Consider the following 17,232-nt stretch of genomic DNA (forward strand, 5'->3'; position numbering starts at 1 on the left):
AATCGCCTGAAACAGTGGCGCGGGATCGCCACCCGCTACGAGAAGACCGCAACCATCTACCTGGCCGGACTCCACGTGGCAGGCATCTTCCTCTGGTCCGCCCGCTGATCCAAACGAAACCGCCTAGGGCGCCCCGGCAGAAGTAGAGCTCGGTGGGAGCTGGTGGGCTGCCCCAGCTGGGGAAGCCGTGTGGTCCGTGCGTGCCGGGTCCGGGGCGAGTTCTCGCAGCAGGTCGGGGGAGAAGTTGCCGCCGGTGAGGATCGTGGCGAGGGAAGCGGCACCGAGGTCGTGGCGCAGTGCGGCGGCGATGCCGACGGCGCCCGAGGGTTCCAGGATCAGGCCCAGGGTGTCCCGTACCAACCGCAGCGCCTCCCGGATGTCGTCCTCCTCAACGAGGAGGACATCGTCGACGACCTCGCGCATCCAGGCCACCGCCGCGGGCACCGGCACCCGTACGGCGATGCCGTCCGCCATGGTGTGTACCGGTCCCGTGGGCTCGGGCACGCCGGTGCGCCAGCTCGTCGCCATGGCGGGGGCGCCCGCCGCGCACACCCCGATGATCCGGGTACGGGGTGAGCGGGCCTTCGTCCAGCAGCCGATGCCGCTGATGAGTGCGCCGTTGCCGACCGGGACGACGATCGCGTCGAGATCGAGCGGGGCCAGTTCCACGGCGATGGTGCCGGCTCCCTCCGCGATGAGCGGCTCGTCACCGTCCTCCACGAAGACGCACTCCGGGCGGGTGCCGGCGTACGCACGGGCCGCGTCCTTGGCGGCGTCGAAGTCGGCGCCCGACAGCACGACTTCGGCGCCCAGTTCCCGCATCCGCGCCACCTTGTTGGGGTTGGCGTCATGGGCGGCGAACACCGTCACCGGGATACCGCGGGTCCGCCCGACATACGCCATGGCCTGGCCGAAGTTGCCGGCCGAGGCGCAGACGACATGCCGCGCGGCCGCCGCTTGCCGCAGAAAGAGGTCCGCTCCGCGGCCCTTGAAGGACCGGAGCGGGTTGAGTGTCTCCACCTTGACCACGGTGTCCCGGCCGAGTGCGCGGGAGAGCGAGGGGTCGGAGAACTGGGGAGTGTGGAGGAAGGCGGGGTCGATGAGACGGGCGGCCTCGTCGATGCCGTCAGGAGACAAACGCGTTACGGTCATGACTCATCCTAAGTCGGCACTCGGCGTGTGGGAGGCAGGGTTCCAGGGGCTCGCGGTGACGGCCCTGTTCGACGAGGCCGCCCTACGGATGCCTGACACCGTGGGCGACCATCTGTCGGAGTACCGGGGCGTCGGCACGGCAATGTTGACGGGTTATCAGCTGCGCGCCCACGCCTGTGACATCCCGGGACGGGTCCGCTTCCACCGCGAACACCCCACGCGGGCTTCCCCGTTAAGGCCCAGGGTGTCGCCGCAGTAAATGCCGGATCTACTGCGGCGGAGCCCCTGGGGTGATCATCGCCACTCGGGGGCGGGGGTACGCTCCGGCTGCCGCGCGCCCGGGTGGTGCCCCTGCCCGCCCCTCCGGCCGCGTACACCGCGGCAGGTCGAGCGGTACCTCACCGGTGCGGGCATCGTGAAGTCCTCCGCGCGGATCCACCGGAACTCGCTCACGACGTGGGGGTGGATGCGCACCGGCGAACCGGCGCCGACCGCAACCGCCCGCCGGGGCGCGCAGCTACCGTCTTCTCCATCACCGCAATCGACGACCCGGCGCTGCCCGAGGTCCTGGCCGAGCCGGCGGCGGCACGGGCGGACGAGATGGATGCCGACACCGTCAACCGCGAGCTGTCCATCGCCCGCAAGGCGATCGGCTGGTGGCAGCGCCAGGGCTGGATCGATGGCGATCCGACGACCGGCATCGAGCGGCGCCCGGCGCCGCCGGACCGCACCAAGGTGCTGGCGCAGAACCAGATCGCTGCCCTGTGGCGGCTGGACGTCTCGCTGCGGGAGAAGACGTTCTGGAAGATGCTCTATGTGTCCGCCGTACGGGCCGGAGAAGTGATGTGCCTGAACGTCGAAGACCTGTACCCGCAGGACAAACGCGGCAGGATCACCACCACGGGCGGGGCGACCGAGCGGATCCACTGGCAGTCCGGCACCGCCCAGCTCCTGCCCCGACTCATCGCCCGCCGCACCCGCGGCCCGATGTTCCGCACCGCTCGCAAGGCCCCTGCCGGAACGCCGACGCTCGACATATGCCCTGAGACCGGCCGGGCCCGGCTCTCCTGTTGCACGGCCGAGGAGAACACGCGGCTGCTGGCCAACCCGCCCACCTCACCCGACGACATCGAGGACCTTGACGGCTGGACACTCCACCGCCTCCGGCACGGCGCCCTGCCCCAGCGACCCCGAGGGCGGGACCGCCCCCCGACGCTGCTCGCACGCTCCCGCCACGCCTCCGTCCGCTCCCTGGAGCGGTACGCCCGGTCCGGCGTCGACGCGGTCGCCCGGCACGTCGCGCAGCGCGACCCCGCTGCCCGCCGCCGAGGCTGAACCAGGCACCTCGGCGGTCAGGGCGCGGAAACCGTCTGCCGAGCGCCGTCACTTCCCGTTCTGAGTCGGTTGCGGCGAGGGGGCGGGCCGGACGCCGTCGCTGGCCGGCGCGAGAAAGCGCCGATCTGCCAGGTGGCGGAGTAGAGCAGCAGTGCGACCGCGAACGAAGCGCCCGCTCTCTTGGCGGCCCCGCTCAACACGCCTTCGGCGAGGGTCCCCCACGGGGCTTGGACCATCGTGGAGGGATAGGTGGTCTCGCTCGTGCCGTCGCCCAGGTCGACGGCAGTCGGTTGGCTGTAATCCACTTCGGTGACATAGCGGTAGGCGTTGAAGTCATCACGGGTGTTGACGGCGCCGCCCAGCACGGGTGCCGCAACCAGCAGAGTCACCACGCTCCACCGCATGACGGGACCCAGGCGGGCAACGGTGTCGGCGCCGCCGTGGGTGCGCAGACGGTCGCGGCGCCGCCAGAGATGCCGGCCGACGGCCGCCAGGCCGAAGGCGGTGCTCGCGTACTGCAGCAGCCGGGCGACCGTCAAGCCTCCCAGGGGCGAGGCGCGCAGCGGCTGCACGTGGGTGACCAGGAAGCCGTCGCCGTGGGTGAAGGAGTCCCACGCGAGGTGGGAGGCGATACCGATCAGGGCGGAGACCAGTAGCCACATGGTGTGGCGGACCTTGGCCGGCAGTCCCGTGGTCCGTTCGGGTTCCGGAAGGCGAAGGCCGGATGGGAGCAGTGCTGTGATCGGCGTGCGCAGCATCCGGTAGGCGGCGACCAGGCCGATGGCAAGGGGCAGACTGACCACCAGGCCCACACCGAGCGAGTGGGTCTCCGTAGCGTTGAGGAGCGGCCCGTACCAGTCCTGGGGACCGGTCTCGGACACACCGAGGACGGCCAGGAAGTACGGGGCGTCAGGTGCCAGGGCACCCGCGACCAGAGACGCCGGAACGAAGGGCCGACGCATCAGCGGCAGCACTGCTGCGGGGTGGGACAAGGTGAACGGCAACTCGATGATCTTCTCTGCTCGGAAGGGACCGGGCGGGGTGTACGTCGCGCTGCGGGCGCCCTTTCGCCGGGGGCACCCGAGATCGCACGGCTGGCCCAGACAGCACTCCCGGATAGAACTCTGGCGAGAGTATTCATCTCAACGGACTATTGCAACGTGCGCGGGGCGCGGTGTGCCGCCGGCGTGGAAGCTGTCAGGCAAGACACATGGGCGGCACGGCAAAGCCGACCGCCCGTCGGCGGGCGGCCGGCTTCTGAAGGCGGGGTCAGCGTCGGTGGCGCACTGCCTGGAAGGACGCCGTGAGCGCGGCCACGACCGACAGCAGTAGAACCGTGCCGAGGACGGGCCAGAGATCGCCCCAGGCAGTCGCGTAGGAGTAGGCGACCAGCGGCGGAGAGGCCACGGCCATCGCACCCATCTCACGCAGACCTGAGGAACGCGCGCGGAGGGCGAGGACGGCCCCCGTGAAGGCGAGGACCAGCATCGGCCAGGCGCCGTAGTCCGTGGTCACACCGAAGGCCCCTGTATAGGTCCCTGTGTTCACGACGACGACGGGAAACCACCCCGCGGCAGCCATGGCTCCGGCCGCCGCCGACAGCCGCCTGTCACCGCGTCGATCCGGAGGGCAGGCGAGGACGACGGCGACGGTCAGCAACGCCACGACCGGAGCGATGGCCCCGTCGTCGGACACGTGTGCGCCGGCAGCCCACTGCACGGCCGTTCCCAGCAGCCCGCACCCGGCCACCCCCACACCCGGCCCCCACCGGCCGGTCAAGGCGATGACCGCGCCGACGCACACCAGCAGCGAGAGCAGTATGGACAGGCTCCACGAACCATCCATGGCGGAGGGTTGGACCCATAGCGGGGCCGGCGAGAGAACAAGCCCGGCGTACCAGCGTGTCAGATGCAGCCCGCCGGCCACCGCACCAGCCGCCAGTGCGAACGGGGCAGCCAGGGCGAAGAAACGCCCCGCAGGCGACGCCGAGTCAAGCCCCAGCCGAACCCGCAGGGCGTGCGCGGCCAGGTCGGTGCCCGCACGCAGCCGGGCCGGACACGGCATGTCCGCCGTCATCTCCCGGTGCACGTCGATGATTTCCTGCCCGTAAGCAGCCCGGTATGCAGCCGGATACAGACGGACGAGGGGATCGCTCACGCCGGCGCCGCCGGACCGTCGGCCAGACGCCGCCTGACCTCCCGGGCGGTCGCGGCCAGCCGCTCCGCCTCGGCCTCCAGCCTCTGCCGCCCGGCGGGAGCGAGAGCGAAGACACGACGAGCCCGGCCGCCCACCACCTCCTCACGCGCCACCTGGATCAAACCCTCCGCCAACAGCCTGTCCAGCGCCCCGTAGAGCGCCCCGGTACGCGGCGCCACTCGGCCGTCGGTGATGGTCTTGACCTCCTGGGCGATGGCATACCCGTGCCGAGGGGCATTCGCCAGCGCCGTCAGCAGCAGCAGGGCCAGTTCCTGCATTCCTCGTTCGCTCATACCGACAGAGTATTCCGCCCGACGGACCTTCGGCGGGCAGCACCCGCGGCGCCCGCAGATGCCCGGCCTGCCGACCTGGTCAAGCTCGTCTCGCACCTGGTGGACGTGATATGGCACGACGAGCGCCGTGAGGAACAGGTGCGGGCCGAGCTGCTGCGGCAGATGCGCGTGGACCTGATCGAGCCGCCCACCGCGGCCCAGGTCAACACGATCATCCGGGCGAAGGACTGCACGCGGCGGCTGGACGTGCTGGTCTTCACCGACCCGACCGGCGACGACACCGATCCGGGCGACATCGCGGCCGTGGACGGCGACGACACGGCGGACGAGGACGATGTCGAGTCGGTGCTGGCCGACATGAAGGCGCATCCGGGTAACGTCACCTGCGGCGCTTCGACGCCCCCGTACGGCACGTGCTGCTGGCCGCGCGGCTGTTCCAGCGGCAGCGGGGGATCATCGCCCTGCAAACGGCGCTCGTCTTCGTGAACACCCTCACGATCCAGGACATGCTCGCCGACCCCGAATGGGCCGACGTCCACCGCTCGTCAACGGCACCCCTCGTACTCAGGTTTCTGTCTTCTCCGTCCTGTGTGTTCGGGCGAGGGGCGCCAGCCCCGCCAGAACCAGGCCGACGCCGGCGGTACAGATGAAGGCGACTCGCAGTCCGGTCGAGTCCGGAGCAGCACCGGCTGAGGCCAGGGTGGCGATCGTGACAGCTGCGGCGGTGCCGAATCCGGCTGCGACTTGTTGCAGGGTGTTGAGAATGGCGCTGCCATGGCTGTGGAGGTGCTCCGGCAGCGCTGACAGCGCTTCGGTGATCAGCGGCGTCATGAGGAAGGCGACCCCGGTCATGAACAGCACGTGGACGCCGATGACTGCGGCCAGACCGGTGCCGTTGCCGAAGGTTGTGAACAAGGCCAGGGCTGTGGCGATCGTGATCGCCCCGGGAACCACTACGGAGCGAACGCCGACGCGGTCGTAGAGCGCTCCGGCGGGGCGGCCGAGGACGCCGAGCATCAGTCCGCCGGGCAGCAGTGCCATCCCGGCGGTGAAGCTGGTGCGGCCCAGCACTGTCTGGAGGTAGAGCGGGAGCAGCACGGAACCGGCCACGATGAGTGTCAGGAACATCAACGCCGCAAGCACCAGAGCCACCGAGAACCGACGGAGTGCCAGCGGGCGGAGGTCGAGCAGGGCACGATCGGCGCGTTGCAGGCTCCGTTGCCGCACCACGAAGAGCAGCAGCGCGCCGGCTCCGGCTGTCATCGGCCCCCATACGCCGAGCGGCATGGCTGTGCGTCGTTCTCCCAGGGCGGACAGGCCGTAGAGGATCCCACCGAACCCGATCACGGACAGGACGAGGCTGGGCAGATCCAGCGATACGACGCGCAGGGGGGAGGGCGCCCGCACGACGACGATTCCCACCGCGAGGGCGGCCAGCGCGAGCGGGAGCGTGATCCAGAAGATCCAGCGCCAGCCGAGATTGTCGATCACCGCGCCACCGAGCGCGGGGCCCAGAGCGGGTGCGACGGCGACGACGATCGACGTGGCGCCCATGGTCGCGCCGCGGCGGTGCGCGGGCACGTATCGCATCACCGATGTCATCAAGAGGGGCACCATCGTCGCGGTTCCCCCCGCCTGCACGATCCGTGCGGTCAGGAGCAGGCCGAATCCCGGGGCGAGCGCGCCGATCAGCGCTCCCACGCTGAAGACGGTCAGTGAACCGATGAAGATACGCCGCACGGAGAACCGGTCAAGCAGGTATCCGGTGACGGGCAGGACGATCGCCATCGCCACGAGATACCCACTGATCACCCACTGCACGGTTGCCGTGGTCAGCCGCAGGTCTCGGGTGAGTGTCGGCAACGCGACGCTGAAAACTGTCTCGTTGAGGAACATCACGAACGCTGCCACCACGAGCACACCGATGAGCAGTCCGGTTCGGTCCTCCTGCCGTGCGGGCGGTGTCGTGGCCGCGCTCATGTTGCTCACCACTGCGCCACCCGCTCGAAGAGGCCGTCGACGGCATGGCCGCATCGGAGTACCAGGTCCCCGGCGCTGCCCGGCGCGGCCTGAACAGCGTTCAGGCCGCGCGTATCGGTCACCTGTGCGCTTGGGCCGAAGCCCGTGCACGGTACGTACATGGAAATGGGGGAATCGCCCGTCACGCCAGGGAGACCGGGGCGCCTGTGGTGCTCCAGACCGTGCCGCGCCGTTCGTGCCGGATGAGTTCCGAGACGGCGTGGGCAACGCGGGGTCCGACCTCGCGTTCGACCAGGTACAGCGCGAGGTCGAGGCCGGAGGTGACGTTGCCGCAGCTGAGCAGGTTACCGTCGTCGACCATGCGGGCCTCTACCGGGACAGCCTTCGTCCCGGCGAGGTCCTGGCCCCGTTCGTGAGTGACCAGCGGACGGCCGTCCGCCAGGCCGGCGTGGGCGAGGAGGATGGAACCCCCGCAGACGGTGGCGACGGTCATGTCCGGGCGGGCCAGCGCCTCGCCCAGCCGGTCCGGCAACTCCGTGGACCGCGCCTGACTGAGAATCCAGCCGATGCCGTCGACGACGGCGGGATCCAGTGAGAGGCTTCCCGCGGCGCCAGGGACGACGATCACGCTCTTCTTGTTCACGTCCACGGCGGAGGTCGCGGTGAGCTTGATCGACGGGAATCCGCTGGGCACGTCCCGTGCGCCTTCGGCGCTGACGAACTCGGTGGTCACCCCTCCGCCGGAGAACACGCCTGCGGAGTGGAAGACCTCGAAGGGTCCGAGGACATCGAGGGGGTCGAAACCGTCGTAGAGCGCGATCTGTACGTGCATGACATAGGTCCTTGTCTGGTCAGGAAGAGCGGTCGGTGAAAGAGGGCCGGAGGTAGCGGGGAAACGGGTCAGCTCAGCATCCGGCGCAGTGCGTGAGCGCTTGCGGTGACGGCCTGGTTGAACCGGGGGCCGAGATGGACGAATGGCAGGAAGCCGTGCGGCAGGTCCGCTTCGCGGACGGCTGTGACCGGGACACCCGCGGAGCGAAGTTTGTCGGCGTAGGACTCACCTTCATCACGCAGCGGATCGAATCCCGCCGTGACGAGGTGCGCCGGCGGTGTGTCCGGGGCGATCTCGCCGTAGATGACGGACACCTGCGGATCCGTGCGGTCCACTCCAGGGGGCAGGTAGTGGTCCTGGAACCAGACGATGTCGTCGTCGGTCAGCAGGAATCCCTTGCCGTATGTGTCCCGGGACGGGTGACGAGTGGCCAGGTCCGTGGCGGGATACAGCAGCCACTGCCCGGCCGGGACGGGGCCGTGCTTCCGCCCGGCGGCACGACGGGCGGCCGCCGCGGCGATCGTGGCCCCCGCGCTGTCCCCACCGACCACGATCCTGTTCGGGTCGATGCGGAATTCCTCAGCCCGCGAGACGGTGTCGTCGAATGCTGCCAGTGCGTCGTCCACCCCAGCGGGGAACGGGTCCTCGGGTGCGAGCCGGTAGTCCACCGACAGCACTCGGTGGCCTGAGTGTTCGGCGAGAAAGCGCCCCACGTGGTCATATCCGGCGCGGCTGCCGATCACCCAGCCTCCGCCGTGGAAGAACACCAGCGCCCCCGACGTGCCGGGGCAGGACGCGGGTTCGTACAGGGTTGCTCCCAGGGCGTTCTGTCCGCCCTTCAGGCTCACCTCGGACACCGTCACCGCCTGCGTCGGCCGCCGGCCGGCACGGAGCATCGGTGCATTGCGCTCGAGCGCTGCGCGGGACAGCTCGGGTGAGTCCCCGACCACCAGAGCCGACTCCTTGCCGGCGAGGGAGCGGATCAGCAAGCGGGCGTCGACGGCCAGTGCTTCACCCTCCACGATGACCTCCGGTCCCGCCATCGCCGACCGCACTCGATCCGGCAGACGGCCCAGCAGTCCGACCATCACCTCCTGTGCCCGCACCCCGATCGGCACGGGGATATCCCTGGCCACGCGGCCCCTCCCATCAAGTTACAGCTTGACTGAAAGAATGTTTCAGGCAGACTGTAACTCAGTGGAGAGGGCCACGCCAGTCAGTGCCGACGCGACGCGGAGCCCTGTGGGCTGCGCTGCACCGCACGCCGGGCCTTGAGATGAACGTGCCGGTATCTCCTACGGGCTCGCCCGCCGGGCCGGGGGACATCGCAAGGCGCACAGGGTGCCATCCGGCTGACGGCGCCGGGCGTGACCGAGACGGCCCCGGCCCTTACGCAGTGACAGGCAGAAAGAGGAACTGATGACGACACCCATGGACACCGAAATCGCGGCCGCGCTGTCCCCGGTTTTTGCGGCGATGAAGGCTGCTCCTCCGCCGGCACCCGGTGACTGGCAGACCCGGCGGGAGGTGTTCGGCACGGCAATAGCCGCTCAGGCCGGAGAACTTACGGCCCCTCCTGGCGTCACGGTGACACCCTGCTCAGCCACGGCCGGCGACGGGGCCACGATCCCCTTGCGCCTGTACCAGCGGCAGGACGCCCAGGGGGCGTCACTGACCGTCTACCTTCACGGTGGCGGGATGTTCCTCGGCAGCCTTGACACCCATGACACACAATGCCGCATCTACACACACCTCTCCGGCGTCACGTTGCTCTCGGTCGACTATCGGCTCGCCCCCGAGCATCCGCACCCTGTCCCGGTAGAGGACTGCTACGCCGCTCTGCGCTGGGCCGCGGCGAACGCCGCCGACCTCGGCATCGACCCCGCTCGCATCGCGGTCATGGGGGACAGCGCCGGTGGCGGCCTCGCAGCCGCCGTGGCTCTTCTCTCCCGGGACCGCCGGGGCCCCGACCTGGCAGCCCAGATCCTGATCTACCCCATGCTGGACGACCGGACCACCGTCGCCCCGCCCGACCTCGCCGACACGGCAACCTGGAGCGCGGCGGACAACCTCACCGGCTGGCGCTGCCTGTTGGGTGATGCGGCAGGCGGCCCCGATACCCCTGCCTATGCCGCCCCGGCCCGCGCCGACAACCTGACCGCGCTGCCGCCCGCTTACATCGAAACAGGTCAGCTCGACCTCTTCCGCGATGAGAACATCGCCTACGCACAACGGCTCAGCCGCGCTGGGGTACCGGTCGAGCTCATCCAGTACCCCGCCGTACCCCATGCCTTCGACACCTTCGATCCCGCAGCAGCCGTCAGCCGTCGCGCGCTCGACAATCGCGTACGGGCACTGGGCGCCCTGTGAGCGCAGGCCGCCGACATTTCACGCCGGGCGTCCGGTCCGGCCCGAGTTCCTCTTCGGAGCCACACTCGCGCTGCGGCAGCTGAACACCGGCCAGGTTGCGACAGCGCGGGCCCGACGTCGTAGGCAAAGGCTCTCCGGCCGACGACAACGGCCGGCCGGAGAGCCTTTGTTCAGGTCTGCGCAATGTGGGCATCCGCCCCCTCTGAAAGAGGGGCAAACGCCGAAGACCACATGCCGCCGGCCGTCGCGGAACGTGCCCCGGAACGTCTTCACACTGGGCAGCGGGGCGCCCTTGGGCGGGGTTGCCCGCGAAGGCTGACACGGCGCCGGCCGCGGGCTCGGGCGCCGGACCGGCTTGACAGGGCCTTCCGGGTACAGGCATTGAGCCAGGCGGCTGCTTGCGGTGTGCTGCTACGCAGCCGTCGCGCGGTTGGCGGCTTCCCACAGGGCCGTGCCGAGCTCCTGGCTGTGGAGCTGGACAGAACCCTTGGCGCGGCGGGTGTGGACGAAGTAGGCACCGGCAAGGGCCTGTTGGCGGGTGGCCAGTTCGGCCAGCCGTTCGGCGCCCTGGCGAGGGCTGCCGATGAACGGGCGGGCGGCGGTCTTCAGGACGCTGCCGGTGCGGCCCATGTACCGGCCGAAGTCCGTGGCCATGATGCCGGGGTGGAAGTCGCCGGCGTCCACGCCCGGGTTACGGCGGTGGAACTCGCGCAGCAGCACTCCGGCGGCGAGCTTGGCCCGGGCGTAGGTGCGGTGGCCCGACACACGCGGCTCTCCCGCGAGGGCGGCGGCGAGGTTGTGCGGGGAAAGGACGGCGCCGTTGTGGGACCGGGAGTTGGTCAGAAGGACGCGGCCGGTACTGAGGTTCCCGGCCAGCTGTGTCATCAGCAGCCACGGCGCCAGGGCGTTGGCCTGGAAGCTGGCGTCGATCCCGTCGTCGGTGAGGCACGGGGGCATGACGCCTCCGGCGTTGAGGGCCAGTACGTCGATGTTCGGCACGGCGCGGGCCAACTGCTCGGCCAGACTGCGGGTCTGGGACAGGCTGGTGAAGTCGGCCGTGTAAGTGGGCGCGTCCAGTTCCGCACCGATGGCCCTTGTACGTTTCTCGTCGCGGCCCACGAGGTGCAGGGTGGCACCTTGGGCGCTGAGCAGACGGGCTGCCTCGGCGCCCAGACCCGAACTCGCCCCCGTCAGCACAATGGTCTTGCCCGTGAGGTTCATGGGAGCGTCATCCTTTTCGTGCGCCGCTGACCGAGAGGCGGTCGGCGGCGGGGCTGGGGGATTCGACGGCGTCCAGCAGGCACTGGGCCAGGTCGGCGCGGCTGATCGCCAGGGGCGAAGGGGTTTTGATGCCGGGGTGGGCCGACCAGGCAGGTGAGGCGGGCTGGTCGGTCAGCGAGCCGAAGTAGGCGATGGTGAAGTCGAGCCCCGAGGCGGCAAGGATCGCCTCCGCGGTGTCGAAGTCCTGGTAGTCGCGGCGGATGAGCAGCCGGGTCAGCGCCTTGAGCGGCCACGCGGTCTGCTGTCGTGAGGCACCGCTTCCCCAGGCCAGCGGCATGGCGATACGCCGTACCTGATGCAGATGCATGGCGGCCATCAGATTTGCGGTGGCCCGGGCCATCACCGCTGAGCCTGTACGTGCCTTGAGCCAGAGCGGATTGCCCAGTGCGCTGATGATCGCGTCCTGCCCGTCGACAGCGCGGCGTACGGCGGCCAGGTCATCGCCTACTGCGCCCTCCACGATGCGCAGCCCCGGTGTCTCCGCCTGCCCCGCACTCCGTCGTACGAGTGCGGTCACCTGGTGTCCGCGCTCCAGGGAGTGGGTGACCACCTGCCTGCCCAGGCCGCCGTTGGCGCCGACCACGAGAAGCTTCATCTCCGTCATCTCACTTCATCCGGATCACAGGCATCTGCGGTGATCGTCCTGGGGTGTTGTCGCTCGGGGACCGTCCTGATGCGCGTTGCCCCGACAGTGTGATGTGCATGATCGACCCATCGGGAACCACCATCAGTTACGGTCTCCAAGGGGTGCAGGGAGCACGGAAAGGTCCACTCCACTCATGTTTCAGCTGGCCTGAAACTCGGGGCCCAGACTTGCGCCGCGCTCGCTGGAACTGGAGACTGCCCGAAACTCCAGTTAAAGTCAAACTGAAACTTTCCGAGGAGGAACGAGGAGTCGTGACCGCCCAGCCCCCGCCCACCAGCACCGCCTTCCTGCTCGCTGCCCTGGGGCGGCGAGCACGCGATGACGTCGAACGGGCACTCAAACCAACCGGTTACACGCTGCGCCATCTCTCGGCCCTCGGTCACCTGATGGGGGAGCCGGGCATGTCCTACAGCGAACTGGGCCGCAGGGCGGGGATCACCGCACAGAGCGCCCAGGCCACCGTCCGGCAACTGGAAGAGCGCGGTGCCGTCGAGCGCCGCACCGACCCCGGACGAGGCCGCACCGCAGAACTCCACGTCACGGCAACGGGCCAGGAGCTCCTGCAGGCGGGGCGCGATGCCTACGCCGACGTGGATGCCGCCCTGGAACGCGTACTCGGAAAGCAACGACGCCAAGACCTCACAGGGCTTCTCCTGTCCGCGTTGTCCGGAGGCTCTTCAGGGAGGGACTGAACTCGGGCAATGCCCCCTGTCGTGTCCTTTTGGCGAGGGCGAGCGACCTGGCCGCGCGCTTGCTGGGCGGCCGCGCCGCAGCCGATAACGGCCGACGGCCGGCGTCAGCCAAACGAACCAGCCCCGCTCACCGGGCCGACCCCTGCCGAACTTGCCGTTGTCGCAGGCGTACAGGACGCAGGGAGGCAAGGCGGCATCGGCAGCTGCCCAGAGTGCCTGACCTGACCTGCATGGACGCCTGATGCGTTCCTGAACCGAAGGAGGGGCGCTCTGGTGATGTCGGTGGCACACACCACCATCAGCCCGAAGCCGGCGCCCCAGGTCTCGACTAGAGGATCAATTCCAAGGGGTCTGCGGTGAGTGGTCATAGGCGGTCAGCGAGCGAAGGATGGGCTGGCCGGTGTGGTCGTTGTGTCGGATCACAGCGGCCAGCGCGAGAGTGCGCTGCATGACACGGGCGATCACGCAGCCTGGTTAGGGCCTTGATGCTGTTCGAGGTTGAGCTGCTCCTTGAAGGTCTCGTTGACTGACTCGATCGCCTGCCGCAACGGCTTGAACAGCAAGGCACCGGGCCGTTCCGGCTCGCCCTTTCGGGCCAGCCGCAGCAGCCGGATGTCCCGCTCGGCCAACTGGTGCTCGAAGTCGCGGCCGAAGTAGTCCTTGTCGCCGATCAACGTATGTCCAGGCCGGGCGGCGGCCAGGCTCGGTCCGGCGGCGAGCAGGTCCAGCAGGGTTTCGCCGCAGCAACTCGGCCGCCTTGCGCAGGTGCTTGTTGTAGCCGGGCTACTTCGGCAGGTAGGGGAAGAGGTGCCGCAGGTGAGAGCAGGCGTAGCGAAGCTGCTTGGCCACGGAGGTGAAACCCAGCACTTCCAGGCGCGTGGGCGAGTCCCTGGAACAGTCCAGCGCTTAGCGACCGGTGACGCCTGCGGCCTCAGGCGCCCACGGTCCCGTCGACACCCTCGCGCAGAAAGTCCGCATGCCCGTTGTGGCGGCCGTACTCCAGGAGCACGTGCACCATGACCATCCGCAGCGATACTTCCTCGCCCCATCTCGGCTGATACCCGGCCCGGTCCAGGGACTCGGCCTCCCGCTCGATGCGGCGCGAGTTCTCCACCTCGGCCTCCCAGACCCCGAAGGCCTCGTCCCTGGTCGACGCGCTCGCGTCGTACGCGGCCTGGAAGTCGATCTTGTCGGACCAGGCCATAGGCGCGTCGTTGTCCTCGAACACCCGACGGAACCAAGCACGCTCCACCTCCGCCATGTGCCGGACCAGGCCGAGCAACGAGAGCGTGGACGGCGGCATCGACTCCTGCCGCAGCTCCTCGTCGGTAAGCCCTTCGCACTTCATGGCAAGGGTCGCGCGGTGGTAGTCGAGGAAAGCCCGCAGCATGTCACGTTCGCTTCCGAAACTGGGCGGTCCTATGCGATTGTCGATGGTCACGGGCTGCACCCCTCATCCGTGCCTGCATTTCAGGGCCAGTATCTCCTCCCGTCGGCTGTCTCACCCTGAGGCGATCGGCCGGGCGCCCCGCTCAGGTTTCGGTGAGGGTGGCTCGTAGTTCGTTGGTCACCGCGTTCAGGCAACTGTCGAAACTCGCACGCCCTTCGGCCTCGATCCAGCGCCGGAAGGCGTTGGTGGAGGCCACCGTGGCGAGCTGTGCGACCAGTTCGGCCGTATCGGTGTTCACCTGGCGTTGCTTCAGGGCGTCGCGGATCGCCTCGGTGATCGCGGCGGTCTTGGTCCGTTCGCGTTCCTGCAGCTCGGGGCTGGCGTCGATCACCGCCCGGCGCTGTGTCGCGCCGTCCATGTGTTCGGTGAGCTGGGCACCGACTCGCGTCAGTGCGTCGAGCGCGGCGGTGAGCGGGGCCGTGTCCGGGTCTGCCGCCAGGATGGCTTCTGCCAGTGCCGGGGGCAGGCGCTCGGAGCCGCCGAAGAGGACTTCGCGTTTGTCGGGGAAGTAGCGGAAGTAGGAGCGCCGGGTGAGTCCGGCGCGTTCGGCGATGTGGGTCACTGTCACGTTGTCGTAGCCGTGTTCCAGGTACAGCTCCAGAGCCGCCTGTTTCAGGCGCTGCTCGGCGCCCGGGTCCCACCTTGCCATGGGGTGACTGTAACAGGTGATGTCCCGCTGTGTCGTCAGTGCTAGCCTGCAGTCACGACACAGTGTGTCATCACTGGGGGCGTCCGTCCCCGGTGCGGCCCGGAACAGGCAGGGTGACGTTCGCATGACCGAGACCAGTAGGACCGGCGGGACGACAGGCGAGGGCAGTACGAATGGAGAGATATGGGTAGTCGGGGCGGCCGGCCGCGTGGGCCGGGGGGTGACCGCGCGGCTGGCCGCGCGGGGGCTGACGGTCGTGCCGGTCGGGCGGAGCCGGGAGCGGATGGCCGCCGCCGGGGCCGAGGCCGGTCTGCCCAGGGACGCGAAGGTCGTCGTCGCCGACTCGGCCGAGCGGATCGCGGCCGAGATCGTGCGGGAGCGCCCGCGGGTGGTGGTGAACACGATGGGCGCCTTCGCCGCCACGGCACCGGTGATCGCGCGTGCCTGCATGCCCGGCGGCCACTACGTCGACCAGGCCAACGACGTGGTCGCCGTGGAGGGGCTGCTCGCCCTGCACGACGAGGCGGTGCGGGCGGGCAGCACGCTGGTCACCGGCGCCGGATTCGGTGTGCTGGCGACGGAGGCGGTGGTGGCGAGGCTGTGCGACGGGCGGCCCGTGCCGCACCGGGTGCGGGTCGACTCCGTGGCCTCGGTGGCCGTCGAGGCGGGTGTGCTCGGTGCCGCCCTGGCGGCCAGCATCGTGGACGTGCTCACCGCCGGCGGGCGGCGGTACGAGAACGGGCGGCTGGTGATGTCGCGCCTCGGCGCCGACCCGCAGCACCTCACCTTCCCGGACGGGGAGTCGGCGAAGTCGGCAGGTGTCGCGTCCGGGGAACTCATCGCGGCGCATGCGGTGAGCGGGGCACCGTTCGTCACCGCCACCTCGGCTCTCGCGCCGACCGCTCCGTTGACACGTGCCCTGCTCCCGCTGCTGGGCCGCCTGCTGTCCGTTCCGGCGCTGCGACGCCTCGCCGTCGACCGGCTCGGCCGGGTACGGGTCAAGGCCGCACCCGGTCCGCGCGAGCACTCCTGGGGGCACGCCGTCGTCGAGTGGGCGGACGGCACCCGGCACGAGGGATGGCTCCGCGCCGGCGACGGCATGGACTTCACGGCCGACGTCACCGTCGCCGTCACCGAACTGCTGGCCCGCGGCACCGGCAGGCCCGGGGCCTGGACGCCGGCAGCCGCCCTCGGGCCCGGCCTGGCGACGACCGCGGGCGGCACCTTCGTGCTGGACTGAGGAGCACCGATGCCCGCCGTCCCACGGCTGCCGGGGCTCGGCGAGTGCACGCGACCTCAGTGGTCCCTGCTCTCGAAGCGGTGATCACTCCTGGCCGCGGATCACGGCGACGGGGCAGTGCGCGTGATGCAGCAGGGCCTGGCTGACCGAGCCGAGCAGCAGTCCCGCGAATCCGCCCCGGCCACGGGCTCCGGTCACGACCAACTGCGCTTCGCGGCTCGCCTCGATCAGGGCCGGGCGGATCCGGGAGCGCACAAGACGCCGTTCCACCGGGATCCGGGGATAGCGCGTCAGGTGCGGAGACAGGGTCTCGTCCAGCAGCCGCTGTTCCTCTTCGCGGAGTCGTTCGATGCCGGCTACCAGGTTCACCGGCTCGGCCGGCCCTTCGTCGGCCCGTTCGTTCCATGTGTTCCATACGTAGAGGGCCAGCAGGCCCGCACCGCGCATCGACGCTTCGGCGAAGGCGAACTCGACAGCGCGTTCGCCTGCCGGGGAGCCGTCCACCGCGAGCAGCACGGGACCGGTGGGGTTCGGCCTGCCTCTTACGACCAGTACGGGGCAATGGGCGTGAGCAGCCAGATGTACGGCGGTGGAACCGAGCAGCAGGCTGCCGAACGCGCCCAGCCCGCGGCTGCCCACCACGACGAGCGAGGCGGTGCGTGACTCGATCTCCAGCACCATCAGTGGCTCGCCGACGGTGACCTCGCGTGCGATGTCCACGCGTGGGGCGGCCTCGCGTGCCCGTTGTTCGGCCTCGGCCAGTGTGCTGTCCACCTGCTCGCGCACCCCTGCTGCGGCAGGGCTCCACGGCGGCCCGCCAGGCGGTGGAGGGATCGACGGCCACCCGAAGGCATGGATCAGCCGCAGGCCCGTCCCGCGCACTGCCGCTTCGTGTGCCGCCGTCGCGACCGCGTCCAGGCTGGACGGTGAGCCGTCGACTCCCGCTACGACTGGTTTCTCCATGCCGTGCCTCCCTCGCCGGGTCGGCTGTGCGGCCGCCTGTCCGGCTCGCGTCCATCCTCCGCCACCGTGCCGGGCAACGCATCGGAGGAACGGCCCCGCCGCAGCGGACAGGGCGGCGGAGCTGGAAGCTCATCTCGCACAGCGCGGAGGCTG

18 protein-coding genes and 1 pseudogene are annotated in these 17,232 nt (G+C 70.0%); 6 read left to right on the plus strand and 13 right to left on the minus strand.

All coding sequences use genetic code 11. The annotated features are described in order from the left end of the window. Positions 1-123 precede the first annotated feature (123 nt). Positions 124-1,152, minus strand: a complete 1,029-nt coding sequence (locus tag CTZ28_RS40525; protein WP_121894773.1) for a threonine ammonia-lyase — start codon at positions 1,150-1,152, stop codon at positions 124-126. Here CTZ28_RS40525 and CTZ28_RS40530 point away from each other — a divergent pair. Both CTZ28_RS40530 and CTZ28_RS47480 read left to right on the plus strand, forming a co-directional pair. Beyond that, entirely contained in the window at positions 1,151-1,411 is a 261-nt protein-coding gene (locus tag CTZ28_RS40530; RefSeq protein WP_121894774.1) for a hypothetical protein, read from the plus strand. The genes CTZ28_RS40525 and CTZ28_RS40530 overlap by 2 nt on opposite strands. Before the next feature lie 203 nt (positions 1,412-1,614). Next, positions 1,615-2,487 (plus strand): site-specific recombinase, encoded by an 873-nt coding sequence (locus CTZ28_RS47480; protein ID WP_259472043.1) that lies wholly within the window; start codon positions 1,615-1,617, stop codon positions 2,485-2,487. A gap of 17 nt (positions 2,488-2,504) precedes the next feature. Here the strand turns inward: CTZ28_RS47480 and CTZ28_RS40540 are convergent, their stop codons facing one another. From CTZ28_RS40540 to CTZ28_RS40550, 3 genes are all read right to left on the minus strand, one after another. After that, the gene (locus CTZ28_RS40540; RefSeq protein ID WP_220795537.1) at positions 2,505-3,491 is read right to left on the minus strand and encodes a DUF4184 family protein; all 987 of its coding nucleotides are present in this window, start codon (positions 3,489-3,491) and stop codon (positions 2,505-2,507) included. Positions 3,492-3,756: 265 nt separating this feature from the next. After that, positions 3,757-4,332: a hypothetical protein gene (locus CTZ28_RS40545; protein ID WP_147481270.1), complete on the minus strand. Its 576-nt coding sequence runs from the start codon at positions 4,330-4,332 to the stop codon at positions 3,757-3,759. Between the two features lie 308 nt (positions 4,333-4,640). Next, entirely contained in the window at positions 4,641-4,976 is a 336-nt protein-coding gene (locus tag CTZ28_RS40550) for a PadR family transcriptional regulator (RefSeq protein ID WP_121894776.1), read from the minus strand. 99 nt (positions 4,977-5,075) lie between these two features. Between CTZ28_RS40550 and CTZ28_RS40555 the strand changes: the two genes are divergently transcribed. After that, complete coding sequence (locus CTZ28_RS40555) at positions 5,076-5,462, plus strand: hypothetical protein (RefSeq protein ID WP_121894777.1); 387 nt, start codon at positions 5,076-5,078, stop codon at positions 5,460-5,462. A 78-nt stretch (positions 5,463-5,540) separates the two neighbouring features. Here the strand turns inward: CTZ28_RS40555 and CTZ28_RS40560 are convergent, their stop codons facing one another. The 3 genes from CTZ28_RS40560 to CTZ28_RS40575 form a co-directional block, all read right to left on the minus strand. After that, the gene (locus tag CTZ28_RS40560; protein WP_121894833.1) at positions 5,541-6,956 is read right to left on the minus strand and encodes a DHA2 family efflux MFS transporter permease subunit; all 1,416 of its coding nucleotides are present in this window, start codon (positions 6,954-6,956) and stop codon (positions 5,541-5,543) included. Positions 6,957-7,137: 181 nt separating this feature from the next. Then, on the minus strand, positions 7,138-7,788 hold the full coding sequence (locus CTZ28_RS40570) for a DJ-1/PfpI family protein (RefSeq protein WP_121894779.1): 651 nt from the start codon (positions 7,786-7,788) through the stop codon (positions 7,138-7,140). 68 nt (positions 7,789-7,856) lie between these two features. Then, a complete protein-coding gene (locus CTZ28_RS40575; protein WP_220795538.1) occupies positions 7,857-8,924 on the minus strand; it encodes an alpha/beta hydrolase in 1,068 nt (355 codons plus the stop codon). A gap of 340 nt (positions 8,925-9,264) precedes the next feature. Here CTZ28_RS40575 and CTZ28_RS40580 point away from each other — a divergent pair, with 340 nt between their 5' ends. Then, positions 9,265-10,158: an alpha/beta hydrolase gene (locus tag CTZ28_RS40580; protein ID WP_259472048.1), complete on the plus strand. Its 894-nt coding sequence runs from the start codon at positions 9,265-9,267 to the stop codon at positions 10,156-10,158. 411 nt (positions 10,159-10,569) lie between these two features. Here CTZ28_RS40580 and CTZ28_RS40585 read toward each other — a convergent pair whose 3' ends face one another. Together CTZ28_RS40585 and CTZ28_RS40590 are read right to left on the minus strand one after the other, a co-directional pair. After that, positions 10,570-11,379, minus strand: coding sequence for an SDR family NAD(P)-dependent oxidoreductase (locus tag CTZ28_RS40585; protein ID WP_121894781.1), 810 nt, complete (start codon positions 11,377-11,379; stop codon positions 10,570-10,572). Positions 11,380-11,386: 7 nt separating this feature from the next. Continuing rightward, on the minus strand, positions 11,387-12,043 hold the full coding sequence (locus CTZ28_RS40590; RefSeq protein WP_121894782.1) for an NAD(P)-dependent oxidoreductase: 657 nt from the start codon (positions 12,041-12,043) through the stop codon (positions 11,387-11,389). 293 nt (positions 12,044-12,336) lie between these two features. Here CTZ28_RS40590 and CTZ28_RS40595 point away from each other — a divergent pair, with 293 nt between their 5' ends. Continuing rightward, positions 12,337-12,777, plus strand: a complete 441-nt coding sequence (locus tag CTZ28_RS40595; protein ID WP_121894783.1) for a MarR family winged helix-turn-helix transcriptional regulator — start codon at positions 12,337-12,339, stop codon at positions 12,775-12,777. 336 nt (positions 12,778-13,113) lie between these two features. On the opposite strand, the pseudogene CTZ28_RS50060 reads toward CTZ28_RS40595, so the two are convergent. From CTZ28_RS50060 to CTZ28_RS40610, 3 genes and pseudogenes are all read right to left on the minus strand, one after another. Beyond that, positions 13,114-13,644, minus strand: a pseudogene (locus CTZ28_RS50060) (hypothetical protein); the annotation flags it as partial. Positions 13,645-13,708: 64 nt separating this feature from the next. Beyond that, positions 13,709-14,218, minus strand: a complete 510-nt coding sequence (locus CTZ28_RS40605) for a DinB family protein (RefSeq protein ID WP_121894835.1) — start codon at positions 14,216-14,218, stop codon at positions 13,709-13,711. 91 nt (positions 14,219-14,309) lie between these two features. Next, a complete protein-coding gene (locus tag CTZ28_RS40610) occupies positions 14,310-14,876 on the minus strand; it encodes a TetR/AcrR family transcriptional regulator (RefSeq protein ID WP_121894784.1) in 567 nt (188 codons plus the stop codon). 124 nt (positions 14,877-15,000) lie between these two features. Between CTZ28_RS40610 and CTZ28_RS40615 the strand changes: the two genes are divergently transcribed. Continuing rightward, positions 15,001-16,116, plus strand: a complete 1,116-nt coding sequence (locus CTZ28_RS40615; RefSeq protein WP_121894785.1) for a saccharopine dehydrogenase NADP-binding domain-containing protein — start codon at positions 15,001-15,003, stop codon at positions 16,114-16,116. Positions 16,117-16,200: 84 nt separating this feature from the next. Here the strand turns inward: CTZ28_RS40615 and CTZ28_RS40620 are convergent, their stop codons facing one another. Further along, a complete protein-coding gene (locus CTZ28_RS40620; RefSeq protein WP_121894786.1) occupies positions 16,201-17,079 on the minus strand; it encodes a universal stress protein in 879 nt (292 codons plus the stop codon). Positions 17,080-17,232: the final 153 nt, after the last annotated feature.

The organism is Streptomyces shenzhenensis (assembly GCF_003688995.1).
GTDB lineage: Bacteria > Actinomycetota > Actinomycetes > Streptomycetales > Streptomycetaceae > Streptomyces > Streptomyces shenzhenensis_A.